The following is an 8,674-nucleotide window of genomic DNA, read 5'->3' on the forward strand; positions in this document are numbered from 1 at the left end:
GGAGAAATTTATGCCCTATTTAAATAGAGTCAATATCTGCAATATCCAAGTTGATAAATACTCATTTGATCAGGTTATAGACTTAATAATAGATCATGCAGTTGCCAAAAATGATCCTAAATATGTTGTGACACCCAATGCGCAGCATATTGTGACATTACAGCGTGATACTCGTTTTCGTGAAATATATCGTCGAGCTTTTCTAGCAGTACCGGATGGTGTTCCTCTTTTATGGGCGGCAAAATTGTTTCAGACCCCCTTATCTGGCAGAGTTAATGGAACTGATTTATTCGAGCAATTATGTAAAATCAGTGCAGAAAAAGGGCTGAAAGTTTTTATGTTAGGTGGTCGTCCTAGAGCTGCTGATAAAGCCTTACAGGTATTACAAAGAAGACATCCTAACCTCAAGATTGTTGGTACTTATTGTCCACCTTATGGGTTTGAGTCAGACTCTACGGAATTACAACAAATTAACTCTGCGATTGTTGCAGCAGCACCCGACATTCTCTTTGTTGGCTTAGGTGCTCCCAAGCAAGAGTATTGGATATCTGAGAATTACCTCAAACTTGGGGTTCCCATATCCATTGGTATAGGGGTTAGCTTTGAATTAGTTGCTGGGATGGTGGAAAGAGCACCAAAATTCATGCAACAAACAGGACTAGAATGGCTTTTTCGCTTGTTTGCAGAACCTCGTCGTTTATGGAAGCGCTATTTATTGGGCAATGCCATTTTTATTCTGCTAGTGTTGAAGCAAAAATTAAATGGATTCAGCTCTTTTGGTAAAACAAGTTAATTTATCAATGATTCCAGAAATTATTACTATTCCCTTACGTCACATGGCTTCAGGTGATTGCCTTTCCCTGCAAGTTTATAAATTTCGAGGTTCGCAACCTGGTAAAAAGGTTTATATTCAATCAAATCTACATGGTGCGGAAATTGCAGGAAATACCGTTATTCATCACCTAATAAAATTTTTACAGAACAGCAAAGATACAGATTTAGTCGGAGAAATCTGGCTAGTTCCAGTTTGTAATCCCATAGGTACTAATGAACGTTCCCATCACTTTGCTTCTGGAAGATATTGTACCTATGAAGGCAAAGACTGGAACCGCATTTTTTGGGATTATGAGAAGGAAACAAATGATTTATCAAGGTTTGTGCAATCTCAACTCCAGTTCCCAGTAGAGGTGATTAGAAAAAATTATCTCCGTAAAATAAAAGAGAAATTTACTGCTGCTAATCAAGTTACACAAAGTAGCGGCATCCCATATACAAAGAAGTTTCGTTATCAATTACAATCTTTGAGCATTGATGCTGATTATTTAATCGATTTGCATAGTTCCAGCAATCAAGGCTTAACCTATCTGTACTATTTCCGCGATCGCCAAGATAGTGCAAAATATTTCCAACTGGATTTTGGCATTTTACTGAATAAATACGATGGTGATGCATTTGACGAGGCATTTATCAAACCTTGGTTAGCCTTGGAATCAGCTTTGCAAGGTTTAGGTAGAAATATTCAGTTTGATGTGGAAGCATGGACATTGGAATTGGGAACAGGAATGCAGATTAATCCAAAATCTGTTGCTATGGGTGTGTGGGGTATAAAAAATTATTTGGTGCACAAGGGAGTATTACAAACACCGATAGATTCTCCAGGTAATAGTAACTCTCATGCCATGAGTTTAAAATCTAGAACTACTGACACTAGATATTATGCTCCCAGGGGTGGAATGATTCAATTACAGGTAGAGCTGAGTCGGGAAGTTAAAACAGGAGATACTCTTTATCAAATTATCAGTTTTAATAAAGAGGGAAAATTACCAACAGTGATCAATATTGTTGCCCAACAGGATGGGTTAGTATATGATGTCGCCACAAATCAAGTTGTGAATGAAGGTGAGTATGTTTTAGCAACTATTTAGTCTTCCTGTTGGGTAATTGGGATTTTTACAGCCTAGGTAGCAGTGATATTGGTGATATTCTGTTCTTATAATGTTTTAATAAGCAACTTTGCTTATAGCAGGAGAAGATAATTATGAGTGTAGTTATGGAAACAGGAGTAGCAGCAGCAGGTTCTCATTTTCCTTTAGCTTTTACATTGGTATACGTAGTTGGTTTTATTGCTGCCGTTACCATCGGCTCAATTGCTTGGTATAACTCCAAGCGTCCTCCTGGTTGGGAAAATAAAAGTCGTCCCGACTTTGTTCCTCCTCTTGATGAAAAAGATAATTAATAATGAGCTGTGAGTAATTGAGAGTTAGCCGTCAAATTCCTTTGGTGGGGCTAGGGAATAGGGATTCGGGAGTCAGGAGTCGGGAATGGGGAACTCTTAACAGTTTCACTGTCCTATAACTTGTAAAAACACTCCCCTTGACTGAAAAGTCAGGATTAATGATGGCAGCAACTTGTCACCAGATATGTAACCCTGCTAACCTAAATATTAATTCACTTTTTGTTGCAACATTGGAACCTCCCAATACCCTAGGTTTATGTATGGTTTGGGGGGATTATTTATCTGAATTGAGATGGCAAAGTGTTTTCCCAGAAAGATGACTCTATTTTAGAAAAAACAAAATCATACTTATTGCAGCAAGTTGCAGTTTCCGCTAATCAAATAGATAGCAGCTCAGAACAGCTATTTGCTGCATTGCAAGGTTTGGGAGATTTAGGTTTGCTTGGTTTGCGTTTGCCCCAATTTTGGGGAGGAAAAGAATTTCAGCAGCAAACCTTTAATGATTTTCTAGAACTCCTAGCCAGATACTCTGGCGCTTTAGCTTTCTTGCAAATTCAACATCAAAGTGCAGTGGGGATGATAGTTGCTAGCAGTAATTCCCATCTCCAGCAAAAATATTTACCCCATGTACAACATGGTAAATGTTTACTGGGTGTGGGTTTTTCTCAGTTACGCAGAACTGGGAAACCAACTATCACAGCCTTACCTGTAATAGGAGGATATGAATTAGATGGGGTTGTACTTTGGGTAACGGGATATGGTATGTTTTCCGAGTTTATCGTTGCTGCTACCCTCTCAGATGGTTCTGCTGTATTTGGGATTGTTCCTTTTCAAGAAAGCCATGCATTATCAACAGGGGCAAAAATTACCTTTTCTGTCCCTGCACAGCTAGCAGCTATGACATCAACTAATACAGTTAGTGCTACTTTCTCTCACTATTTTTTACCTGAAGAGCAAGTAGTTTTCATTAAACCTGCTGGTTGGATTCATGAAAATGACAAAAAGAATGTTCTGCGTGCCAGTTTTTTAGCTACAGGATGTGCAATGGCAGGTTTAGATGTGATTGAGGCAACATCACGGCAAAAATCTGTGCCATTTATTGTTGATGCTTTGAATGCTCTACAACAAGAACTGCATCAATGTCGCACCGCAATTCGAGAAGCACAACAAGATCCAGCCGGGGAATTGTCTGAAAAATTACATCTCAGGAGTTGGGCGATTGAATTAGCAAATCGCATTGCCCATGCAGCAGTTACCGTTTCTGGTGGTGCGGCTAACTATAGCCATCATCATGCCCAGCGTATTTACAGAGAGGCATTAGTATTTACTGTGACTGGGCAAACTACTGCGGTGATGGCAGCGACTTTGGAACAGTTGGTAAGAAGGGGGTGAACAGAAGAAGCAGGGAGCAGGAAAAATTCTACTTAGGTAATTGATGGTGAAAATTTTTTCATCGGGACTGCCTCTTTGTGGCAAAACTCTAGTACTCTGACAAGGGAACTATGGCTGGTTAATTAATGAGAAGAAAAAGTTATTTTCTCCCCACACCTCCTACACTTCCCACACTCCCCCCTCTCCTCCTAACCAGCAAAGTTGGTGTGGTGGAATACTAGTTTGAGCCACCTACTGTCACCACAACTATTTTGTCTGGGTAAATTAAATCCTTCGCAACCTGATTGACTTGCTCCCAAGTTACAGCTTGAATCTGATCAGGTGTTTGATGAAGAATTTCAGGTGGATGTCCAGATACTTGGTTGTTGAGAATAATGCTGGCTAAAACGTCAGGATCTTTCAAAGCAAGTTTATATGAACTGACTAAATTTTGTTTAGCAATTTCAACTTCCGCCTTGGTGACACCTTGCTCTCGTAAATTATTGAGCACCTCCAGAGTACTACTAATAGCTTTGTTGGCATTTTTCGGCATTGTCTGCATTTTCATCACCAACAGTGTGGTATTCAACATCCCTGGGACTGGTTGCTTGTTTCGTCCGTTGAGTCGGTTGCAAAAAGCCCACCGTGCGATTGTTGGGATTCAGATATTTCTTCGCCACCCTTTGCACATCAGCCGCGCTGACTTTGTCAATAGCTGCTAACAAACGGCTTGTATGACGATAGTTTCCCGCCGTTATTTGATTGTAACCCAGTAGAGTCGCTTGATTGGTAATATCTCGGTATTGTAGGATATAGTCACCTTTTATTTGCCTCTTGGCGGCGCTAACTTGTTCCTCTGTCACCCCTTGAGTTTGTAAATATGCGATCGCTAACTGAAGAACTCGCTCAATTCTTTCCAGCTTCCCATCTGAATTGGTTGTTACCCAGAGGATGTATGGTCCTCCATCGCTCGATAATGAATTGATTCGCTAACCTTCGATACTAGACTAAAATAGTTGTCATTATTAAAGTTAGCTTAATAAAAAATTTATGATTTTTGCTTGCCAGATGACAAGCATTCAACCAACCATTTTTTTCATTTTCGCTTAAGCTATTGTGACTAACTAAGTATTCAGCACATTCAGATAATGAGTAGAAGATACAAGCTTTATGGAAGTCTCGGACTGTTCTTACATATTCAGTGATTGAAATAACATTAAGATCAAGACTATTAGCAAGTTCAGTAACTTGTTTTCCAATGCTAGGATTTAGTATCCTATCTCTCTGCACATCAAGGATATTATTAGTAATTGTAGAATATTCTTTCAGGTAAAATGTTTTTTCAATGTGTAGTTGTTCCCAGTCAGGCTCTAAAATCACTAAACGTCCACCTGGTTTAACAACTCTTTGCATTTCTGCTAAAACTTTAATTGGATTTGCTATATGCTGAATTGACCGGATACAACGAGCAGCAGAAAAACAATTATCACTAAACGGTAAGTAAGTCGGCACAATAAAACCAAACTATGTGAAGAATAGTAAATAAGCCTAAAACCCTTGTTCCCCCTGCTCCCTGCTCCCTGCCCCCTGCCTTATCCAAACGATAATTTTTTACGCCAACCTACTTAATTTCCGTCCATCAGCATAAATGAAACGGACATTTTTTATATTACTGTTTACAGTACGAGCTTCTGTAAGCATTCTCTCAGAATTATCTATTCCATAAACAAAGCCATAAGGAGAAACTTTCTCTGCTATTTTTACTATGTCAAATCCTCTTCCACAACCGATATCAATTAGAGTATCCCCTGAATGAAGATTTAAACTTTTTACAGAGCAATCCATGTAATACTTTGTGAACGGATCTATTGATAGTGAATCCAAATAATCAATTAAATATTTTTGATTTTGGCTTGAGACATTATCAACCTTGTTAAAATCCGATAATATGTTGTTACTCAAATACTTATTATTTCCTTTGTAAGAATCTTTATCTGCCATGATAGAAACCTTAAAACGTAAGAAGGTTATAACTATCTGGAGAAAAGAGATAATATAAAATCTGCTCAGATTAAGTGAGTGTGAGCAATAAACACGCAGAAAAGTACGATAAGGACTATAGTAATTAACTCGTTTGGGGATCAGACCTCTTAAATCCTTGCAGCTTGGTTTCAATTTTCTGTACCAAATATATACTACTTTCATTTATATAGGAATCATATTTGATTTCTGAAAAAAGCTACGAGATAATACGGATAAATACATCTGTCTAACAGCGAACAATGATAAGTCAGGATCTACAAGCGGCGATCACAGAACTACAAGAATTTATAGATCATCGCCCAGATGCCCGTGAGGTGAGGAAAGCTTTGGCAGTGAAACTGGTTTATCAAGGGTACAAGTATGAGGAAATTCAAACGATTTTAGATGTGTCCCTTGGTTCGATAACAAGCTGGAAGCAGTCCTACAAAGAATATGGAATTTCAGGATTGCGATTAAATCATAAAGGAAGAAAAGGTTACTTGAGGGATGAACAACGAGAAGAAGTATTAAGTTGGTTGCAAACGAAAGATACCTGGGAGCTTGGGGAACTGGAATACAAATTGGCATTTGAATATGAGGTAATCTACGAATCGAAACGAAGCTATTACGATTTATTTGACGCGGCGGGAATTAGTTGGAAGAAAACTACATCTTTGAATCCAAAGGCTGACCCTGAAGCTGTTGCTGCAAAAAAAAACAGATTGAAACATTGTTGGCAAGCAACCGAGAAGAAATCGAAGCAGGAAGGCTTAGAGTATTACTAATAGATGAGTGTCATGTGCTATGGGGGGACTTAACTGGTTATGTTTGGGGAAAAACTGACCAAGAAATAGCAGTTGAAGTCGTTAACGAACGAGATAAACAGACATACTACGGGGCGGTTGATTATCTCACTGGCAAGTTACTTCTTAAAGCTTACAAAGCTGGTAATTCAGACTATACAATTGATTATTTACGTTATTTATTAGACCAGTCTCCCAAGCAACGATTACTGATTTTTTGGGATGGTGCTTCTTACCATCGTTCACATCTGGTTCAAAACTTTTTAGGCGAAATTAATCATGGTTTATCTCAAGAGCAATGGAAAATTCACTGTGTCCGCTTTGCTCCTAATTGCCCATCACAAAATCCGATCGAAGATATTTGGTTACAAGCAAAAACCTGGGTTAGACGTTTTTGCGCTTTAATTCCAACATTCTCTCATTTAAAGTGGATGTTTGAGTGGTTTATCCGAAACACTAACTTTGATTTTGTATCTCTCCAGATGTACGGTGTTTTTTCTGAAATCAAATACTAGTCCTATATAAAGAAATAAATACATTAGAACAGAGTATTCTAATTCATAGAGGAGAAATGATGGGAGTTCAAAAAATTATTCCCAAAATGTCTGCCCAGGCTCTATTAGAGATTATCGTAGAATCAGAACCAGAAGATGTTTGGTTTTTTGGAACACATTTTAATATGAATTTATCATACAGCCAGGAATTGTTTATTCAATTATTACAAAAACAATCTAGATTATTTTTTTTGATTACAAATCCTTTTGATAAAACTTCTATTGACTTTCAAGCTAAAGGCTTTGGGATTAAGAATAAAAACCTTTATAAAAATTGTCGTGATGGTATTTTTAATTTTCTCCAACTAATGAAACAGTGGCAAGAGATAAATGATACTAATAAAAACTCTGAATATCACACTAAAATTATAGTAAAAATTTCCAGTAATTTACCTCGTACGAGAGCCTATATTGTTGACATTAAGAATCCAAATGCTACTAGTGATATTATTCCTTACATGAATAATATCACAGCACGCGAATCTCCTATTTTTGCTTCTAATAATTCTCTGGAAAGCCTTTCTTTATTGCAGTTCAAAGGTATTGAAGAGGAATGGAGAAAGGATCAAACTAGGTATCTTCAGGATTACATTAAAGAATCTAATGGATTCAAAGAGATTCTTCACGAGTCAGCATATAACGATTTTTTAGATAAATATCCTAAACCAAATATATAGCTACATAAATCTTAACATATTTGTCAATGTTCAATCATTGAATATCTCAAATATTTATGTATATAGCAATTTAAAAATCATCTTAAAGTTGTTTAATCACAGCATTTCTAATTATTTTTATCTGATTCATTGATGGTTCAGTGAATCACAATTTATACAATGCTTACAACTAATAAATAAGAGGTACATTGAATTAATAATAGTTTACTAAGAATAAATGAAAATAGAAAATATATTAGCCGGAGTTTATAATTTGAGCAGTTGTGTTTCTGAATATGAGGCACGAAACTAATCACAGTTGTAGTTAGACAAGGAGCATCTAAATAATGCAAATCCATAATTTTGATACGCAAGTATTTATAGAAAATCAGATCATTGAAATCCCCACAGTTAATCAAGGAACTAATTCTCAAGTGTCACATATCATTACGCCATATGACTATCTAAATTTAGTGCCAGCCATTATTGTGGCTTTAACGCCATTACTATTAGCTTTAATCAAATCACGGAAAGAGTAAAAAGGATATTTTTATTCTTATTATCTTAAAAACAGAGCTATTATAGGGGTCAATCAGTGATAGTTGTAACTATCCCACCACAATAGAATTAATTCTTTACCTGTTTTGCCAAATGACTTTTAGTTTTTAGAATTGTCCCATAGCAGTTTTCCACGAATGTGGTTTTTATTACGGTGTTGGGAGTGTACGATTTTTTATTTTTAAGACAAGATGATATTGTCTACTAAATCACTATAAGCAAAGTATCGCAAACATAACTAAATACTATATTGCGTTATTTTTATTGCAGATAAGACAACGTTTTAGGAGTCGTTTAAAATCAACTTGATAAAGTGTGTTACCAAACTATAGGCAATTCAGGAGATTTCAAGGGTTTAATTGCTACATTTCTTATCGTGGTTTACTGCGCGGTTACTACTCAAACTCCGAAAACTTGAGGTGTGATATGGGGAGGATAGCAATACTGAATTATTGTTAGTGCTTTGCTACTAAG

Annotated in this window: 7 protein-coding genes and 3 pseudogenes; 7 read left to right on the plus strand and 3 right to left on the minus strand. The window is 36.9% G+C overall.

Annotated elements, in window-relative coordinates; genetic code table 11:
* Positions 1-10: 10 nt before the first annotated feature.
* From CALSC_RS01630 to CALSC_RS01645, 4 genes and pseudogenes are all read left to right on the plus strand, one after another.
* Positions 11-793 (plus strand): WecB/TagA/CpsF family glycosyltransferase, encoded by a 783-nt coding sequence (locus tag CALSC_RS01630; RefSeq protein WP_088239686.1) that lies wholly within the window; start codon positions 11-13, stop codon positions 791-793.
* A gap of 7 nt (positions 794-800) precedes the next feature.
* Positions 801-1,925 carry a succinylglutamate desuccinylase/aspartoacylase family protein gene (locus CALSC_RS01635; RefSeq protein ID WP_088239687.1) on the plus strand — a complete coding sequence of 375 codons (1,125 nt, stop codon included), beginning with the start codon at positions 801-803 and terminating at the stop codon, positions 1,923-1,925.
* A 113-nt stretch (positions 1,926-2,038) separates the two neighbouring features.
* Positions 2,039-2,236, plus strand: a complete 198-nt coding sequence (gene psb35 / locus CALSC_RS01640) for a photosystem II assembly protein Psb35 (RefSeq protein ID WP_088239688.1) — start codon at positions 2,039-2,041, stop codon at positions 2,234-2,236.
* A 300-nt stretch (positions 2,237-2,536) separates the two neighbouring features.
* Positions 2,537-3,622 (plus strand): annotated as a pseudogene (locus tag CALSC_RS01645) (acyl-CoA dehydrogenase family protein); the annotation flags it as partial.
* Positions 3,623-3,845: 223 nt separating this feature from the next.
* On the opposite strand, the gene CALSC_RS01650 reads toward CALSC_RS01645, so the two are convergent.
* From CALSC_RS01650 to CALSC_RS28110, 3 genes and pseudogenes are all read right to left on the minus strand, one after another.
* Positions 3,846-4,199, minus strand: a complete 354-nt coding sequence (locus tag CALSC_RS01650) for an insulinase family protein (protein ID WP_143288119.1) — start codon at positions 4,197-4,199, stop codon at positions 3,846-3,848.
* A complete protein-coding gene (locus CALSC_RS01655) occupies positions 4,132-4,470 on the minus strand; it encodes an insulinase family protein (protein ID WP_088239691.1) in 339 nt (112 codons plus the stop codon). Before CALSC_RS01655 ends, CALSC_RS01650 begins: the two co-directional genes overlap by 68 nt.
* A 139-nt stretch (positions 4,471-4,609) precedes the next feature.
* Positions 4,610-5,812, minus strand: a pseudogene (locus tag CALSC_RS28110) (methyltransferase domain-containing protein).
* 101 nt (positions 5,813-5,913) lie between these two features.
* Here CALSC_RS28110 and CALSC_RS01670 point away from each other — a divergent pair.
* The 3 genes and pseudogenes from CALSC_RS01670 to CALSC_RS01680 form a co-directional block, all read left to right on the plus strand.
* Positions 5,914-6,947 (plus strand): annotated as a pseudogene (locus CALSC_RS01670) (IS630 family transposase); the annotation flags it as partial.
* Positions 6,948-7,003: 56 nt separating this feature from the next.
* Positions 7,004-7,663, plus strand: coding sequence for a hypothetical protein (locus tag CALSC_RS01675; protein WP_143288120.1), 660 nt, complete (start codon positions 7,004-7,006; stop codon positions 7,661-7,663).
* A gap of 326 nt (positions 7,664-7,989) precedes the next feature.
* Positions 7,990-8,181 carry a hypothetical protein gene (locus CALSC_RS01680; RefSeq protein WP_088239696.1) on the plus strand — a complete coding sequence of 64 codons (192 nt, stop codon included), beginning with the start codon at positions 7,990-7,992 and terminating at the stop codon, positions 8,179-8,181.
* The last annotated feature ends 493 nt before the right edge of the window (positions 8,182-8,674 follow it).

This window comes from Calothrix rhizosoleniae SC01 (genome assembly GCF_900185595.1).
Taxonomy (GTDB): domain Bacteria; phylum Cyanobacteriota; class Cyanobacteriia; order Cyanobacteriales; family Nostocaceae; genus Calothrix_A; species Calothrix_A rhizosoleniae.